Source organism: Parabacteroides sp. D25 (assembly GCF_000307475.1).
Classification (GTDB): Bacteria; Bacteroidota; Bacteroidia; order Bacteroidales; family Tannerellaceae; genus Parabacteroides; species Parabacteroides distasonis.
Genome location: NZ_JH976507.1, coordinates 39,750 through 57,141, shown reverse-complemented (window position 1 = coordinate 57,141; position 17,392 = coordinate 39,750). Strand labels below are relative to the sequence as shown.

The 17,392-nt window shown below is 43.9% G+C and carries 16 protein-coding genes; 1 reads left to right on the top strand and 15 read right to left on the bottom strand.

Going from position 1 to position 17,392, the window contains the following annotated elements:
• From HMPREF0999_RS17820 to HMPREF0999_RS17750, 15 genes are all read right to left on the bottom strand, one after another.
• The gene (locus HMPREF0999_RS17820) at positions 1-537 is read right to left on the bottom strand and encodes an LptE family protein (protein ID WP_005861582.1); all 537 of its coding nucleotides are present in this window, start codon (positions 535-537) and stop codon (positions 1-3) included.
• A gap of 3 nt (positions 538-540) precedes the next feature.
• Entirely contained in the window at positions 541-1,731 is a 1,191-nt protein-coding gene (locus HMPREF0999_RS17815; RefSeq protein ID WP_005865833.1) for a sigma-54 interaction domain-containing protein, read from the bottom strand.
• Positions 1,732-1,835: 104 nt separating this feature from the next.
• Complete coding sequence (locus HMPREF0999_RS17810; RefSeq protein ID WP_005861578.1) at positions 1,836-2,663, bottom strand: lysophospholipid acyltransferase family protein; 828 nt, start codon at positions 2,661-2,663, stop codon at positions 1,836-1,838.
• Between the two features lie 3 nt (positions 2,664-2,666).
• Positions 2,667-3,554: a CDP-alcohol phosphatidyltransferase family protein gene (locus HMPREF0999_RS17805; RefSeq protein WP_005861576.1), complete on the bottom strand. Its 888-nt coding sequence runs from the start codon at positions 3,552-3,554 to the stop codon at positions 2,667-2,669.
• A gap of 7 nt (positions 3,555-3,561) precedes the next feature.
• The gene (locus HMPREF0999_RS17800) at positions 3,562-4,290 is read right to left on the bottom strand and encodes an SDR family NAD(P)-dependent oxidoreductase (RefSeq protein ID WP_005861574.1); all 729 of its coding nucleotides are present in this window, start codon (positions 4,288-4,290) and stop codon (positions 3,562-3,564) included.
• Between the two features lie 11 nt (positions 4,291-4,301).
• The gene (locus HMPREF0999_RS17795; RefSeq protein ID WP_005861572.1) at positions 4,302-4,769 is read right to left on the bottom strand and encodes an adenylyltransferase/cytidyltransferase family protein; all 468 of its coding nucleotides are present in this window, start codon (positions 4,767-4,769) and stop codon (positions 4,302-4,304) included.
• Positions 4,770-4,937: 168 nt separating this feature from the next.
• Positions 4,938-6,047, bottom strand: coding sequence for a 4-hydroxythreonine-4-phosphate dehydrogenase PdxA (gene pdxA / locus HMPREF0999_RS17790; RefSeq protein WP_005861570.1), 1,110 nt, complete (start codon positions 6,045-6,047; stop codon positions 4,938-4,940).
• Positions 6,048-6,063: 16 nt separating this feature from the next.
• On the bottom strand, positions 6,064-7,101 hold the full coding sequence (locus HMPREF0999_RS17785; RefSeq protein ID WP_005861568.1) for a DUF4837 family protein: 1,038 nt from the start codon (positions 7,099-7,101) through the stop codon (positions 6,064-6,066).
• 16 nt (positions 7,102-7,117) lie between these two features.
• Complete coding sequence (gene rlmN, locus HMPREF0999_RS17780) at positions 7,118-8,149, bottom strand: 23S rRNA (adenine(2503)-C(2))-methyltransferase RlmN (RefSeq protein WP_005861566.1); 1,032 nt, start codon at positions 8,147-8,149, stop codon at positions 7,118-7,120.
• Positions 8,150-8,285: 136 nt separating this feature from the next.
• Positions 8,286-10,421 carry a SurA N-terminal domain-containing protein gene (locus tag HMPREF0999_RS17775; RefSeq protein ID WP_005861564.1) on the bottom strand — a complete coding sequence of 712 codons (2,136 nt, stop codon included), beginning with the start codon at positions 10,419-10,421 and terminating at the stop codon, positions 8,286-8,288.
• Positions 10,422-10,517: 96 nt separating this feature from the next.
• Complete coding sequence (locus HMPREF0999_RS17770) at positions 10,518-11,771, bottom strand: hemolysin family protein (protein ID WP_005865821.1); 1,254 nt, start codon at positions 11,769-11,771, stop codon at positions 10,518-10,520.
• 1 nt (position 11,772) lies between these two features.
• Positions 11,773-12,438 carry an LPS export ABC transporter periplasmic protein LptC gene (gene lptC, locus HMPREF0999_RS17765; RefSeq protein ID WP_008774124.1) on the bottom strand — a complete coding sequence of 222 codons (666 nt, stop codon included), beginning with the start codon at positions 12,436-12,438 and terminating at the stop codon, positions 11,773-11,775.
• 2 nt (positions 12,439-12,440) lie between these two features.
• Complete coding sequence (locus HMPREF0999_RS17760; protein ID WP_009276540.1) at positions 12,441-13,805, bottom strand: tetratricopeptide repeat protein; 1,365 nt, start codon at positions 13,803-13,805, stop codon at positions 12,441-12,443.
• A gap of 85 nt (positions 13,806-13,890) precedes the next feature.
• Positions 13,891-15,171 carry a membrane protein gene (locus HMPREF0999_RS17755; protein WP_005865814.1) on the bottom strand — a complete coding sequence of 427 codons (1,281 nt, stop codon included), beginning with the start codon at positions 15,169-15,171 and terminating at the stop codon, positions 13,891-13,893.
• The gene (locus HMPREF0999_RS17750; protein WP_005865812.1) at positions 15,158-15,985 is read right to left on the bottom strand and encodes a type III pantothenate kinase; all 828 of its coding nucleotides are present in this window, start codon (positions 15,983-15,985) and stop codon (positions 15,158-15,160) included. Before HMPREF0999_RS17750 ends, HMPREF0999_RS17755 begins: the two co-directional genes overlap by 14 nt.
• A 36-nt stretch (positions 15,986-16,021) precedes the next feature.
• Here HMPREF0999_RS17750 and HMPREF0999_RS17745 point away from each other — a divergent pair, with 36 nt between their 5' ends.
• Positions 16,022-17,068, top strand: coding sequence for a DUF2776 domain-containing protein (locus tag HMPREF0999_RS17745; protein ID WP_009276539.1), 1,047 nt, complete (start codon positions 16,022-16,024; stop codon positions 17,066-17,068).
• Positions 17,069-17,392: the final 324 nt, after the last annotated feature.

Genomic DNA, 17,392 nt, shown 5'->3' with positions numbered 1-17,392 from the left:
CTACCAATTGGCAACCGTAGCGTTATAGATTTGGTCTACTATTTCCTCTATGATCTCCTCGCATAATGTTCCCTCTACCTGCTGCGGCATCAAGTTACTGTCGAACTCGCGGTAAGCGGAGAACGACTGCTCGAAATCCTCATCCGGGTTAACCCGGTTGGAGTAACGAACCCGCACCGTGATCGTCAACCTCGTCTGCGAGGCGATAGCATCCTCCTTCACGGCCATTGGAGCGAAATCGTAACCAGTGATCTCACCCTCCAACTCAAGGTCGCCATTGCTCGGAACCAGTTGCAGACGAGTCTGACGGATGTAAATATCCTTCAAATCCTCCGTAAACTGCGGCGCAAGGGTCGGATTCACGTAGGGAGCTTGGTTCGTGAAGTCACGAATCGTAATGGTCTTCACCTTCGTATAATCGATAGAGGCTCCATTAAACTTATAGGAAATAGAGCAAGCCGTAGCCAATACCGTCAAAAATGAGAGTATAAGCCAATTGGCTGCCGACAAACGTATGTTGACAATCTTCTTTAGCATATTTTATTCCAAATTGTATTCCTTGATTTTTCGATATAACGTACGCTCCGATATCTTCAAGTCGGCCGCCGCGTTCTTCCGTCGCCCGTTATGCTTCTCCAGAGCCTTACGGATCATCTCCTTCTCCACCTCTTCCAAGGATAAAGTCTCCTCTTCCACATCCTCGGCATCTTGGATCGTCGGGTGCATGGCATGAACCGCCGCCGGATGGATCGGATGCGCATAAGGGGTATCGTCCGCCACCGTTGGCATCGGGATATTCCCTCCCATGATATCATGCACTAATTTCTTTAGCTCGTTCACGTCCTTTTTCATATCGAACAAGACTTGATAAAGGATCTCCCGCTCGCTGTTAAATATCTTTTGATCCGGATCTTGCTTCACCAATACCGGATATTTCTCAACGTTCACGTTCGGCAGATAAAGGCGCAGGACATCCGCCGTTATATCCCGTGTCTCCTCGATTACGGAGATACGTTCCGTGATATTTTTCAACTCACGCACGTTACCCGGCCAACGGTAAGAAACCAATAATTGACGGGCCTCATCATCCAAGCGGATCGGCGGCATCCGGTATTTCTCGGCGCAATCACTGGCGAACTTACGAAATAATAAGACGATATCTTCCGGACGCTCCCGCAAGGGAGGCACTTGGATAGGCACCGTATTCAAACGATAGTACAAATCCTCACGGAATTTACCTTCCGAAACCGCCTGCACTAAATTCACGTTCGTAGCGGCAACGATACGCACGTTCGTCTTCTGTACCTTGGAGGAACCGACCTTGATAAACTCACCCGTCTCCAACACACGAAGCAAGCGTGCTTGCGTAGGAGTTGGCAGCTCTCCTACCTCATCCAAGAAGATCGTTCCACCGTCCGCTACCTCGAAATACCCTTTACGGTCGGCTAACGCCCCGGTAAAAGAACCTTTCTCGTGCCCGAAAAGCTCCGAGTCTATCGTCCCTTCCGGAATGGCGCCACAGTTTACGGCTATATATTGTCCATGCTTACGCTGACTGTTCTGATGAATAATTTGAGGGAAAGTCTCCTTTCCGACACCACTCTCTCCTGTAATAAGAACAGATAAGTCGGTTGGCGCTACCTGGAGCGCAACATCGATCGCACGATTTAATCCGGGGTTATTACCAATAATCCCAAAACGCTGTTTTATCTGTTGTACATCAACCTTCATCACTCTTTCACTTTTAAAATCTGTAATTATTTCAGTTACTCTGCCAAAATTACAAATCTTAATTCAAACTACCACTATTGATAACAGATTCTATCGGTCGTTTCTTATTTTTTAGCACCATATGTACGTTTATACAAGAACTCGGCAAGATCCTTGTCTTCCGGGATGGCGGCGATCTCTTCCGGCGAGATAGGCTCACCGATATATACATCCGCTTTCTTTCCACGCTTATTGAAAGCCTCTGTAGGAATACGCAAGGTACGTATTTGCCAGCTGATATTCCCTAGCCAATAGAAAAAATGGGTATTTTGGAAATCAAAATAAACAGGGTATACCGGTGCTTTCGCCTTACGAACTAAGCGGATCACGCTATGCGCCCACGATAAATCCCGTACCTGTTTCTCTTTTTTATTATAAAATGAGATCGCTCCAGCAGGGAAGAAACCCATCGGATGACCTTCTTTCAAGCGTTGCAGGGATAGTCGAACGCCATTGACATTCGCCGGATTCGCCCCTCGCTTGTGGGAATCGGGCACCACGGATATGAAATTATCCTCCATCGCCCCGATCTTGGTCAAGATGCCATTCACCATCACCTTAAAGTCCGGACGGCGGGAAGCGAAAATATCAATCAGCATGATTCCATCCAACGACCCGATCGGATGGTTGGAAACGGTAACAAAAGCCCCTTCCGGCAGATGATCTAAAATCTCCTTATTATGAACCTCATAGCTGAGATCGATAATGGGGTCATGCAATAAAGCGGAAGTAAACTCAGCGCCCCGTAAATGACAATTCCGGGCATGTACCTTATTAACCAGATCCACACGTAAGCACTTTATCAGCAACTTACCTAACCATGTCCCCACTCGCCCCTTGAAGAACGGGGCCATCTCTTGCAAATCGTAAATGTCAACAACACTCTTCTTCATACTTTATCCTAAAAACGAGGCACACATCTTCTCATGTTTCCTCATCACTATCGCTAGTACGATGTTCAACACGATGATCTCGTATAGGTAATAAGCCCAGACCTGTCCCGTTAGTACGATCACAAACATAACCATCGTCCGGCCATTAAAGGTCAACAAGTCTATGTAACGCATTAAATGACGACTCTGTTTACGAAAGTCCACACGGATATTCTCCGGAATATTATCCCCATACTTCGCATGCAAATTTTGTAACATACTCTGTAAGGTAGGCGTAGCCTTCACTTGCAACATCGTATACCAACGATATAAGAAGTAGAAAAACTTGTTAATGCCATACTTCATCTCCTTATGTTTCGCCTCCACCTGCTCCAAAGACTGAAACTCCGAGCCTTTATCCTTACTGATAAAATAAAGGTGAAGCGTCTTATAATAATCCGTGATATTCGCTTGGACTAAATGAGACAAACCGGATAAGACCGCCAAGGCAAAGAACCAATCCGTACCGTAATCATGAGACAAACGAAGAGCGAATCCGATATAGATCGAAGCGAACCAGATATCCCCGGCGAATCCGTCCAAGATACGCCCGATAGCGGACTTGATTCCTGTAAGACGTGCCAGCTGCCCATCCACGCAGTCGAGGATATTGGCAAATACCAACAATAATATACCGCAGATATTATATGTCAAATTATCGTGATAAAACATAAATCCGACCGCCGCACCCACGAAGATCGAGATAACCGTAATCATATTCGGGGTAATCCCCGTGCCTCGCAACATACGAGCAATACGAAATCCTATCGGACGATAAAAAATTCGGTCTATCTTATTTTCTGTTTCTATCGACTTTAACGATGCTTCGTATTCCTTATCCAACTCGCTCATTTGTTTCTTATTTATACGAGTAACCGCCATCCACAACGACTACCTCGCCATTAAAATAACTATTCTCTATCAACATTTTATAAACTTCCGCCAATTCATCCGGGTCGCAGAACCGTCCCAAAGAGACCTTGTTCTCTATATTCCGACGGATCTCGGCAGGCTTTGTTTTCTGCCATTCCGTATCGACAAAACCGGGAGCCACGGCATTCACACGCAGTTCATAGGGAACTAAGAACTTCACCATGTTTTTGACCAGCGCATGAACAGCACTTTTCGTCACTCCATATGCCAAGGATACCGAATGAGGCTGTATTCCCATCAAGGAACCCGTAAACACGATACTTCCCCCCTTATTAATCCGTCCAACAATCTTCTGTAAAAGGAAGATCGGGAAATGGATATTAGCAAAGAAAACCCGGTCCCAATCCTCGAATGAAAGTTCCTCAAAAGGATCCCGACAGGTCATTCCCGCATTGAACACAAGGCCGTCCAAACGTAGCCTATTCTCCTCCAAGAAAGAATCGATAACCCCGATCGTATTCCGATCCGAGATATCGGCCCGCAGAATAGAAACCTGTATATCGAAACGACCCACCAACTCGCTACGTACCTCCTCGGCGGTCGCTTGGTCGGAAGCATAAGTCAGTATAAGGTTATATCCGGCCTTTCCTAAACAGGACGCTACCGCCTTTCCTATCCCTTTTGTCCCACCGGTAATTAAAATAAATTTATCCATGAAACTGATCGTTATTTAGCGGCAGATCCTTTCACTGTTTCCGGCTTCGCCTGACGTTGGGTTGTCAGATTCGCCTCATAAGAATCATGTATCGTTTTTTTCAGATTCGAGGAGGAAACCCCCGTTCCGTAAGGGAAATAAAATACCTGAACGCCTAAATCCTTCAGATAGTCGTACTTTCCGAACCAGTCATCACCTACCACGAAAGCGTCGATATTCAGCTTCTTCACGATTTCCGTATGATCCAAGGAATGTTGTGGAATAACGATATCGGGAGTCTTCAACGCCTCGATGATCTGCAAACGTTCATGGAACGGAATGATCGGCTTCGCTTTATAAGAAGAGACCAACTCATCTGTACTAACCCCGACGATCAATATATCCGCCAAACTACGGGCGTAATTGATCATCCTAAGATGATTATAATGGAACATATCAAACGTTCCGGATGTATATACTATCGTTTTGTCTTTAAACATAATCGTAATTTTCGTTTTAAACCGCAAACTTACGCAAACTTTTCCTATCTTAAAAGTTTAAAACCAAAAAGCGTCCCACGTCCCATACAAAAATGTCATGTCAATAACATCCATTCGTTATTAACATGACATTTTATGTATTTATTGAAACTTGTCAGGAAAGATCTACTATAATCCGTCCGTATCGTCGTCTTTCGTCAAATCCAATTTCTCATTATCTCCCCCCCTATCGAAATATTGCTTACGCAACGGGTTGGCGGTAGCCTCCTGATAACGTAACCGGTTCCGGAAGATATCCAACGCCGCATATAAGGCTTGGCGGAACGACTCTTCTGAGGCCACGTTCTGCCCGGCTATGTCATAAGCTGTTCCATGTGCCGGAGAAGTCCGTACGATCGGCAATCCTGCCGTATAGTTCACCCCGTCATCCATCGCCAACGTCTTGAAAGGAGCGAGCCCTTGATCATGATACATCGCTAAGACACCATCAAATTTATCATACATCTGCGAACCAAAGAAACCGTCAGCCGCATAAGGGCCAAATGACATTACGCCTTTTTTCTCCGCCTCTTGCATTGCCGGTATGATAATCGTCTCCTCTTCCGTACCCAGCAATCCGGCATCACCCGCATGAGGGTTTAAGGAAAGAACCGCGATGCGTGGCTTCACAATACCGAAGTCTTGCTTTAACGACTGATTGAAAATACGCAGCTTATTCACGATATCGCCCACGTTGAGGGAAGACGCAACTTGCGACAATGGAATATGCCCCGTCACCAAAGCGACACGAAGATCATCTTTCATCAAGATCATCAAGGCTTTTTTATCCAAGCCACCGAAGCATTTCTCCAAATACTCAGTATGCCCGGGAAAATGAAAATCCTCGTTCTGGATATTATGTTTATTGATCGGGGCGGTAAGCAGTACATCCACTACTCCCCGCTTCATATCCGTAACCGCCGCTTCCAACGCCTTGAAAGCCGACTCACCGGCAACCGGCGTAGATTTCGACAACTCCACCTTGGTCTCGTCCTCCACGCAGTTAATAATGTTCACCCGGTTTACTCCCGCATCCTCCGCATGTGAAATAATATTCATATTGATAGGAGGAAGCTCCAATGCCTTCCGGTGATAAGCGGCTATCTTGGACGAGCCATAGATAATCGGCGTGCAAAGCTCCGCCATGCGGGTATCGGAAAAGGTCTTTAATATCACCTCATAGCCGATACCATTTATATCTCCGTGGGTGATCCCCACTTTAATCAGTCGTTCTTCCATATATTTTGTTTGTTTATTACTTTTTCTCTTTTGGGATATCCAATGTCTCAGTTACCGGTTCATCAAATTCACCCGGCAAACGTAACGTAAATAAGGCAGCTTCTATTCTACGCATGAAATTACGCTTGTCTGTCTCCGGAGCATACACAAATCCCTCGGCTACAACCACACGATGATTCTTTTCATCCAAGCGGGTGTGGCTTACGAACGGGCCTCCCATCATATCGCCTTGCATTCTCCACAAACCGCGCATCACGCCACAATATTTACCATTTAAGGTTATTGGCGTATACTCCACTCCCGCACGCGTTTCTGTTTGCATATAGGAACCCGGGAACGAACCCGGCAGATTCGCCTTCAATACAGAATCTCGTTTAGCGACCAGATATTCCTCCGTAAACGTATTCGGATCAGTATAAGGGAAAGTATATACGATTAAGTCCATACGGCCTGTGTTAGCGTTATTGGAAGACCAGAAGAAATCTGTCGTATCCTTATAGTACGTGAAGTTTGCCGGAGCGTTTAACATCACGTTCAGGTCGCTTTTCAGGTTATCCATAACCACCATACTATATTCCTTTTGTAATTGCTCTATCGCACGATTCATCTCCACCTTTACGAAGAAGTTGACCAACGCCTTCTCATGGGTCTTTGAATACTCGACGATCGACTCCGTATTAGGAGCTTTCAGCGAAACAACCACCTGTCCTCTAGCCCAGACATTATTCTCGTAGCCTACAGAAACTTTCGTATAAGCGGTGGGATCTATCGTAACCACTAATATATTCCTTACATACCGTAACAGACCTGTAAAATCCTTTGGTTGTACGTAGGTAATCTTCAAAGAAGGCTCGGCTTGCGGCAGTCCGGGCACCGAAGAGGCCAACTCAGACTTTATGGCTTCTCCCGCAGGGCCTTTCCAATCCTTTTGATCCATAACCACGACAACCTCATATGCGAAGCCCGTAGCTTGAGTCATCACAGAACCCGAATTACATGCTCCCATCAAAACAAGAAGCAGCAACATACCGATGAATAAAGAACGTGTTTTCATACCCGTGTGTTTTATATTATACAAATGTAACATTTTTTGCGGTAGAAAGCATTCCACAAGCGGCGAAAATATCCTCCCCTCGTGATGCCCTTATCGTACATACAACTCCTTTGGCGTTTAAGAAATCCCGGAACGCCTCCATTTTAGCGATATCGGAAGTCTCTAAAGACACATTCGGTATCGCATGAAAACGGATCAAGTTTACCCGACAAGGTATTCCACCTAATAAACAACTCAAAGCTTCGGCATGTTTCAAGCTATCGTTCAAATTTTTAAAAACAATGTACTCAAAAGAGACACGTCGTTGATGCGAAAAATCATATTGTTTGATTAAATCGATCACCTCCCTCGCTGGGAATGCCTTTTCAACCGGCATCAAGGAAAGACGTTCCATAGGATAGGGCGAGTGCAGACTTACGGCCAGATGACATTCGCTCTCCTCTAAAAAGCGTTTCAAGCCTTTCGTCACACCGATGGTTGAAACCGTGATACGCTTCGGGCTCCACGCATATCCATACGGGGCCGTGAGTATTTCCAAAACCTTGAAAAGCTCGTCTACGTTATCCAGTGGCTCCCCCATTCCCATGAAAACGATATTCGTCAATGAATCGTTTTCCGGCAAAGACTGGATCTGGTTCAATATCTGGTTCGCTGTCAGGTTTGCCGTGAAGCCTTGTTTTCCCGTCATACAAAACAAGCAATTCATTTTGCATCCGACTTGAGAAGAGACGCAAAGAGTCGCCCGATCATCCGTAGGAATATAAACAGACTCAACAAAACGCCCCGGTCCGGCAGCATATAGATATTTGATCGTACCGTCTTTCGACTTTTGATACTCAGATGGCGGATAAGCCCCGATCTCGAATGAATCCTCTAATAAAGCACGTTTGGCTACCGCTATATTCGTCATCTCCGAAATCCGGGTTATTTTCTTCTTATAAATCCAATCGGCCATTTGCTTAGCCGCATATGCGGGAAGACCCACCTCAGACGCTACACCTTTCAGTTCCTCCAAGGTCATCCCTAATAATTGTCTTTTGTCAACCATTCTATCGATATTTTCTTATTCGCGAAAGTACGAGAAATATTCCACAAAATAAAGATCCCCTGTTTTGCCGTCAAGATATATTTATTTTGACGGCAAAACAGGGGATCTTTTTTATCTTAAGTATAAATACTCTTTATTAATAGAAACGGATACGGTTGTCTTCCACCTTAGCGTTGTTGACCATAGATTGGATAGCTTGGAATCCTACACGATACGCATTCGAAGCATCCAACGCACGGATTTCCTCAGCCTCGTTGAACTCCTTACCATCTTTATTTCTTGCGTATACTTTGAACACATATACACCGTTGTTACCTTTAACCGGAGCACTTACTTGGTCAACTTGAGCCATAGAAACCATAGCGTTCAAGTTCGGTTCGATACCGATACCAGCGATACGGCGAGTACCAAAGTTCACGAACTTCACAGAGTCTACAGAAGAACCCATCGTTTCAGCATATGCCTCAACTGAAGTTAAATTCTTAGCAGCCAATTCCTGAGCGATCTTATCGCCTTTCTTCTGGGCAGCCAATTCAGCTCTCAAAGCCGGAGCGACCATATCAACCGGACGATACCCCTCGGAAATACTTCCTTCTACAGCAGCCACGACAAATTTATCACTACACTCGAAGATCTCAGAGATAGAACCTTTATCGTTCTGGAACGCCCAACGAATTACCGGACGTGAATTCTTGATAGAACCTAACAACTGATCATCTGTAGTAACCGTTGCACCTGAAATCAAGTTATAACCGGCTTCCTTCGCATTCTCCTCCAATTTAGCCATAGAGTTGTTCTTAGATACGAACTGATTCAACTCATTGTAGATGTTGCTATAGGTCTTAGAGCTAGGAGATACAGTCATGTCGATATCTGCGATCTTATATTTTTCAACATTTCCTGTTTTCTCTGTTACTTTTACAAGGTGAGTACCATATAAAGATTTCACAACCGCTACCTCATTCAATGGAGTTGAGAAGACAGCCTTCTTAAAATCATCATTCACACCTCTCAAAGCGGTAACCTCTGTAAACCAACCTAGTTCACCACCATTCTCGGCAGCTTGGTCTGCTGAGTATTTCTTAGCTAATTCAGCGAAATTAGCGCCACCTTTCAACGCCCCCATCAAGCTATCAGCCAAAGCTGTTGTCTCAGCCTCAGATTTACCGGCCAACATGATGTGGCTAACTTTTACTGAGTCCGGAGCGACCGTCTTATCGACTAGCTTAAACATTCTGTATTTGTCATTCTCGAATACAGGACCATAAACAGCGCCAACCTCAGAAGTCGTAGCGAATTGTTTCATCTCAGGATCCAAAGCCTTCTCCGTGAAGAAAGCGTCAACATAAGGAACCTCAGAGTTCTCGTTTACTACATCAGCCACTCTTTCAGACGTAGCTAGCTCCTCTTTCAAGCTCTCGATCTCGGCCTGTGCCTTATCATAATCCTCTTTACTCGGACGGATATCTACGGCGATATATTTAATTACCTTAGATTCTTTTTGTTTATAAAGCTCCTTGCGTTGGTTATACAATTTCTCGATCTCGCTCTTGCTTACCTCAATCGTTGAATCCGGAATCGTAGCATATGATTGCATAGCGTAAATGATATCCGAATTCTCGGCATTATCATTATAAGCTTCCTTAGCGTCCAATGAATTCGCGGAAATAGCCTTACTCAATAATGTCGTATATTTTTGCTCCAAACGTTGACGTTTGATGTTCTTCTCCCAGAACAACCAGAAGTTCTTAGCTTGAATCAGCTGTGCCTGTTGATCTGCCGGATAGCTAGCGATATTATCGGAATCGATTTGTTTCAAGAAATTCAACAAAGCGGCCTTATCAAAAGCACCAGTCTGAGGATTCGTAAACATTTGCATTTGTTGGATCAACGGAGAGATATTCTCACCTTGAACCATATCAAACAATTCTTCCGGACTTACTCCCATACCTAATTTAGCAGTAGCCTCGTCCAACACGACCTCTTGTACCATCGCATCGAATACGGACTGGCGAATCTGTGTCATATATTCCTCGGGCAGGCTGGCTGAACCAGATTGCATCTTATACATCTCGGCCATCTCATCAACGCGACCTTGATAATCTTGAATTTTTACAACCTCTCCATCAATCTCGGCGATCCGTTCCTGTGATTGCCTAAAATAAGTAGAACCAGAGTTTAAAAAGTCTCCAATGATAAAAGCGAACAATGCCAAACCCACCACGAGTACCAGCAGTCCTGCTTTGCTTCTAATTTTTTCCAGCGTAGCCATTTATCTTTATTATTTTTTAAAGTTTATTATTTCACATTTTAAGGGCACAAAGATATGAAAAAAAGGAAATTCCACAGCATATAATCCTTTTTTTTATCAAATCCCTACTTTCATACGTACAAGTTCGATCTTCGTAGCCGTTACTTTGATTATCTTAAACGAATATTTATCGATCTGGACAGTCTCGTTCAATTTCGGGAATTTTTGATAGAAGTGCAAGATAAAACCGGCGATGGTGACATAATCATCCGACTCCGGAAGATCCAACCCGAACATTTCGTTCAAGGTATCAATCTCCATCCTACCCGACAGCAAATACTCATTGTCCGATACTTTTTTAGCCACATGCGACTTCATATCGTGCTCGTCCTCAATCTCTCCGAAAATCTCCTCCACCAAATCCTCAAGTGTCACGATACCCGACGTACCGCCAAACTCATCCACGACAACAGCCAAGCTCTTCTTCTCTTGCATCAGCAGTTTCATCAATTTATTCGCCGCCATCGTCTCCGGAACGATCGATACGCTACGGATATGCTGGGTCCAATCCTCCGGATTCTTGAAAAGCTCGGAAGAATGGATATACCCGATAATATCGTCAATATTCTCGTTATACACCAATATCTTCGAAAGTCCTGTCTCGATAAACTTAGAACGCAATTCCTCTATCGTAGCCGACGTATCACAGGCTACAATCTCCGTCCGGGGCACGATACAATCCCTCAAACGGACATTCGAGAAGTCTAAGGCGTTTTGGAAAATCTTAACTTCCGTATCCATATCCGAATTTTGCGGAGCATCTTCCAGACTTTGCTGTATAAAATAATCCAAGTCTACCTTGCCTAATGCCTGAGGTGAACTTTTCAAGTTCTTCACGCCCCCTAACTTCAAAATCAAAAAAGATAGCAGGGATGAGAACTTGGAGACCGGATACAGGATGATATATATGATAAATAATGGTATCGCAAATATATTGAGTGATAAATTAGGATTCAACTTAAATATGGTCTTGGGAATAAACTCCCCGGCAAACAAGATCAAGATCGTAGATATCACGGATTGGATAAAAACGATCAATGCCTCATTCGCAACCACCTTGGCTATAAACGGCTCCAATACGATTGCCATCTGAAGACCATAAACGACCAACGCAATATTATTTCCTACCAACATGGTAGAGATAAACAAATTTGGATTACGATAGAAAATACCCAGTATCTTACTGGATAGACTACGTTCCTTCTTATCCAGCTCGAAACGAAGCTTATTGGAGGAGATAAAAGCGATCTCCATCCCGGAAAAGAATGCGGAAAATGCGAGGGAAATTAAAATATAAGTCAGCGTCCCCACCTTAATTACTTTTTATTGAATCTATTTGTGACACATCTACCCGGGCACTATCCCCCTGAGCTGTCCGTGTCGTATCGGCCGGAGCATCGCTCACCGGGAAAATACCTTGTGAGTTAAATATCTTATACTGAGTCATATCTTGGTTCGACTCAAAACCTATGCCTGTTATGATCTTATCTTCTTGCTCGATACGCATAAACTTATCAGAATAAACCTTCTCTTGCTTCTGGTCCCAGAACAATTGGGAAGTCTCAAAATGCTCCCCTTGCAGACTTTCCACCTCTACATTACCGATCAGCTCCCAAAGCCCTTTTTTATCATAATAATAGGCTGTATCCGCCTTAATACTCGCTTCTGTCTGGAATAAGGTATCGAACTTCTCCACGTAGATCCCCTCGGGGAAATACCAATGGGGTTCCGCCGCCTTCCCATAAATCTGCCACTCTTTCGCTTTCAAGCGATATCTCGTGATACCAGAATCGGAGATCAAGGATGACACATCCGTAGCCTTCATCGTATAAGTCTTGTCCGGGTCAAACTCAACATCAACCACCTCCTTATGCTCCTTACTGCAAGAGGCAGAAAACAAAAGAAGCATAACAACCACCACGAAGGTAGTTGTTATGCCCATATTTTCCGTTTTACAATGAAAACGATTTCCTATCATAATTACCGAATCGTTGTACGCTCTCCGATCCAACCACCGACAGTGAAAGGTTTGCCCTTCTCCAAATCCGGGTGCATGAAGATCTCCTCCGTAGAAGGAAGGTGAGCACGATAAGATGATATCAAAGTATTAGCCTCTTCAGCAACACTCGGATCTACCTGTTTCGCTTTCTCAAATTTATCGATAGCGGCATTATAAGCAGCTCTTGCCAATACTCCATCATTCGGGAAGACAGATTTAGAAGTAGCGGCATACATCTTGCCGATCAATAAATAAGCATTGCCATAGTTAGGATTTACCTCCAAAGCTTTCTGGCAATATTGTCTAGCCTTTGAATAAGCATTTTGCTCAAACAGCAACAATGCGATCATATAATAATCATCAGCTTTTGAAGTCGCGTCCGTTTCTAAATTCGCAGCCTCATCAAAGTATTTAATAGCCGTATCATAATCCTTTATCTTAACGGCTTTCTTTCCTAGCCCAACAGCAGCCTCGGCACTAGGTTCTTGACGATAAGCATAGTCTGATGCCAAAAAGTAAGCCTCGATTTCTTGGCAACCTGTTCTTCTCAACAAGGATATAGTCTCTTTCAAATAAGGTAAGTTGTCCTTATTCTCCTCGATCTTAGCAGCATACAAATTCTGCAAAGTCTCGCAATCGGCAGCACCACTATTCGCAAAGGCATTATCAACACCACTCTTATATGCGGTCAAGGCATTCACTTCTTTTTGATTGTTTGCAGCCTGCGCAGCTTTTAACTGAGCATCCAAGCCACCAGAAACCTTCAAATAATCTTGAATATACTGTTCTTTGAAATTCGGATCGTTAACCATTTTCTTCATAGAAGAGAAACTAAACAAGGAGAGACCTAGAGCCTCCGTATCAGCACCTTTCTCATCAACGATCTCCTTCAACCAAGTATAGGCCTGATTATAGTCGGCATTATCGCCAGTTTGCGCTAAATAATCTTGCACTTTTCGAGCAACGATCCAGTCTTTTCCATACCGGCGATCATTTCCAAAATATTTCACACGCTTGTCGTAAACTCCCATCAAATCATCAATAAGAGCTTTCTTCTTAGCGGGATCTTTCTCTTGGGTGATCTTCCAGCCCATAATTTTCACACCGTACAAATAGATATCTTTTGTAGCGGCAGGACACTCATCGTACACGATCTTCCAGAAATCAAAGGCGTCTTTGAAGTTTCCGGCTTTCGCGTAAGGAACGAACAAGCTGATATTGGTAATACAACGCACGCTATCCTCACCGGAACCGAACTGTGTACCATTATCTACTCCTTTCTGCGCATAAGCGCCTAACGTACCCATAGTACATCCAAGCGCTAGTAATAAAACTTTGATCTTCATATCTCTTTCTATTAAAGTTAGCTATAATATTTATATTCCTTCAAAAAAGTATCATACTCATTAGACCCTTTCGGCCATTCCCGGTTTAATCCACTTTTCGTTTAAAAAACCATAATTCGTTAAATGTATAGTTCACCGTAAACCGGAAATACTGCTCATCAATCATTGTACGTAATTCCGGACGGATCTTCACGTATTCAAATGACAGGTTCACTAATGAACGGTTATCGATCAATGGAAGCCCAAAACCGACACTCGCCCCATATTCATTATAACCATGTCCTTTATAACCATTCTCCTCGGAGCGACTGACTCTTAAGTACGAATTGCTATAATGAAAACCGGCACGGTATCTGATACGTCCCAGATAATTACGATTATCATAACGAGGAATAAATTCGGCACCAGCCGCTACACGTGTACGATTCTTGAATTGACCTTTCTCGTTATCAAAATAAGCGTTCGCCCAGTCCTCATATAAGAAGTCTGCGGCTAATGTCAACCGATTCTCTTTCACATAGGAGATACCCGCTCCGTAAGAGTTCGGCATATCAAACCGATAATTCTTAATTGTATCGTTCCTTGTATATCCGGATGTAGCCGAAGAACCGACAAGCTGAGTATCATACACAGTCGTATTCAACTTTTTTCCGGGAGAGTAAACGAAACCTACCGTGACATGCTCCGTCTTACTCAAAGGATGCGTATATTGAATACCAAAATCTAACTTTAAATCACGAATCTCATAACGTTGGTTTCTATACACATCGTCCGCCCCTGTCGAGCTCGGGAAAATCAAGTTGCGGGAATGTGTTATATTTCCAAATAAAAATCCGGCGTTCACACCAATGGAAAGACGCTTCTTCCAAATATCATAGGAGAGCCCTAAATAGGCATCGCTTAAGCCACCTTCGCCACTAAAGCTTTCTCCCCAACTTAAACCGCCCTCGGTACGGCTCTCGCCGAAATCATATCCTACATATGAATAAGGTAATAAACCGATACTCATCGCTAAACGCCGGGTGATCGGAAATTGCATGGCGATATACTCCACGTTTCCATTCATCTGTCGTTGCTTGTTCGTACCGTCATAGAACCAAGACACCTGACCGGACGCACCAAAATCAAAAAGGAATGTCAACGAATCCATGCAACTATAAGATGCTGGATTTAATGGATTTATCTGTTTAGAGGACCTTAATCCATAACCGACTCCACCCATCGCCCTTCCGGCACCAAAAGATCGATCCGCCAACTCTCCATATCCAAATCGCGTATAAGGCGAGTTCGTGTTATTTTGAGCCCACAATGGCAATTGTGTAAAGATAAGAAAACTTATTATTACTACCTTATTAATTTTCAACATTATACTCTAAGATTCTGTTTAATCCTGTCAACACTAAATTAATGTCTGCAAAGATGGAGTTTTTTAGCCGTCTTTCAAAATAAAACGAATGACCGCCTGTTAAAAAAACCAAAAGATCCGGATATTTTACTTTCAGCTCGTCAATATATCCGTCCATCTCGTAAACAATCCCATTCACCACACCCGCTTGGATAGCCGTTTCCGTACTTCTCCCGATAAGCGGTATATCATCCTCTTCCGTTACCAAAGGCAGTTTCTTCGTAAAATGGTTCAACGCTCGAAAACGGGTTGTCATCCCCGGAGAGATATTCCCCCCCAGAAAGATACCCGGCGCTTCTATCACCTCATACGTGATAGCGGTACCGGCATCGATAACCAGCAGATTTTTTCCCGGCCGCAAATAATTCGCCCCCACGACAGCGGCCAAACGGTCCTTGCCTAGCGTTTTCGGCGTCCCATATTCCACCTTGATCGGTAAAGCTACATGTTCATCCAGAAAGACAAAACGCTGAAGCTTATTTTTTAGATAAGCGATCAACTCATCGTCCGTATCTATCACCGTCGATAAAATGCCTTGCGTAAAAGCGTACTTCTCAAAAAGAGCAGCGACCACAGATACACCGAATTGCTTGTATACAAAAGAAGCCTCTATATGCCCATTTTTATACACAGCGACCTTTGATGACGTGTTACCTTGTTCTATAATAAGATTCACTTCTCTGATATTTTCCGCAAAGAAAAACAAAAATGATGAAATAACACGCAAAAACATCGCATAACCTCTAAAATTCTTCTTGAACAAAAAGGATCGCATCTCTGTTTGAAGAAAAATCTAAATAAAAAACAAGTTATGAATTACGGGATTAGTGTCTTATTCAGGGCGATTCCATTGCTAATGGCCCTCTTTTGTTTCGGTTATGGATTTTTTGTCTTTAACTATGGAGTGGACTCCAGCAGATTCGTCGCCGGACCTGTCGTATTCTCTCTTGGCTTTATTTGTATAGCTTTGTTCGCTACGGCAGCGACCATTATTCGTCAAATTATCCACACATATAATAATGTAGCCAGATTCGCTTTGCCTATCCTTGGATATCTCTCGGCAACCATCACTTTTCTGGCGGGCTTTATCTTACTCATGTCCTCACCGGCGCCAGCAGACTTTGTCGCGGGCCATGTCATTTGCGGGGTGGGCCTTATAACCGCATGCGTAGCGACAACGGCTACCGCCTCTACCCGATTCACCTTAATACAAATGAACGCCAAAAGCGACGATCCCAGAATACCTGACAAAGCGTTCAACTTTTGGCAGGGGGTATTCTTGATCCTTGTAGCATCATTTATATCCATAGTCGCATGGATTTGGGCTTACCGGTTGCTAGCGCATAGCGACGAGCATTCCCAATACTTTGTCGCCGGGCACGTGATGGCCGGACTAGCATGTATTTGCAGCAGCTTAATCGCTTTAGTCGCCACGATCGCCCGACAAATAAGAAACACATATTCCCGATTGGAAAAAAGGCTATGGCACCGTTTTGTCATCCTGATGGGATCTATCAGTCTGATATGGGGTCTCTTCGTATTAGGAGATAGCGACCCGGCTAATGCCTCAACCGGATATATCATGATCGGCCTTGGATTAGTTTGCTATAGTATCTCCAGCAAGGTGATCTTGCTGTCTAAAATATGGAGGGAAGAATTCAAGCTTGCCAACCGGATTCCATTGATTCCTATATTCACGGCTTTATTCTGCCTTTTCCTCTCCGCTTTCCTTTTCGAGACGGCGGCCGAGCATAGTTATTATGCCATTCCCGCACGGGTATTGGCCGGACTGGGAGCGATCTGCTTTACGTTGTTCTCCATCGTCAGCATATTGGAAAGCGGAACCTCTTCCAAGTAAACTGTTTTTTCATCGTGATGAAAATACTTTTTCTTCACGGTGAAAATACTTTTTCTTCATGATGAAAATGTTTTTCCTCACAATGAAAAAATCAACATTCTTTGATAAACCATCGGCCACAACACATAAAACATTCTTTAACACTACCAAAAGCATAAGGTTTTCAATTCTTTATAAACAATTATCATCCCAAGAGTAAGAAAACGCTTGCAAAGTAAAAAATAATATCTACTTTTGCACCCGGGTAAGTCCTACACGGCATGCTCCCTCGGAATCCCCCAGGGCTTGACCGCAGCAAGGGTACTTGGTTGTAGCGGCGCGATG